The organism is Mesorhizobium sp. M1E.F.Ca.ET.063.01.1.1, assembly GCF_003998155.1.
GTDB lineage: Bacteria > Pseudomonadota > Alphaproteobacteria > Rhizobiales > Rhizobiaceae > Mesorhizobium.
Genome location: NZ_RZSC01001490.1, coordinates 1 through 563 on the forward strand (window position 1 = coordinate 1; position 563 = coordinate 563).

Annotated in this window: 1 protein-coding gene; it reads right to left on the bottom strand. The window is 51.2% G+C overall.

Annotated elements, in window-relative coordinates:
- The coding region (locus EOA29_RS39400) for a LysR family transcriptional regulator (RefSeq protein WP_245468846.1) at positions 1-352 on the bottom strand (352 nt) is incomplete at its 3' end.
- Between the last annotated feature and the right edge of the window lie 211 nt (positions 353-563).

A 563-nucleotide genomic window follows, 5' to 3' on the forward strand; every position in this document is an offset into this window, starting at 1 on the left:
CCATATCGGATAACTGGTTGCGCATGTGCTGCACTAGAAGTTCGCCGGCGCTGGACAATCGCACGCCGTGAGGCAGTCGCTCGAAAATCGCAACGCCGAGTTCGGCCTCCATCGCCAATATACGCCGGTTGAGCGCCGTCGAGGTTATGGCGAGCAATTCTGCGGCGGCGCGGATCGAACCGGTCTTGGCCACCACATCGATATAGTGAGCGGAGTTCAGGTAACGCATCGGCAGCCTCCGGCACCACCGCTGCAATTCTTGCAGCAGGCTGAACGAAACATAGCACAAGACAGCAGCACCGTCATCGACATAATTAAACCTGTCGACATATGAGTGAAGAAATACCTTCAAGCGACATCGATCATTCAGAATCAATGAAAGGTTGGGCAATAGATTTGTTCCATCTCTTCCAGTAACTTATCAAATAAAAAGGAACAACCATGCGTTACATATAAATTGTAAGCTTAGCCTCTCTCGGTATTGTTGCCCTGCAAATGTATCGGCGATAGCCTCCGAACAATGCGGCGACGTGACCGTGTGATCGGGATACCCAGGTTATACT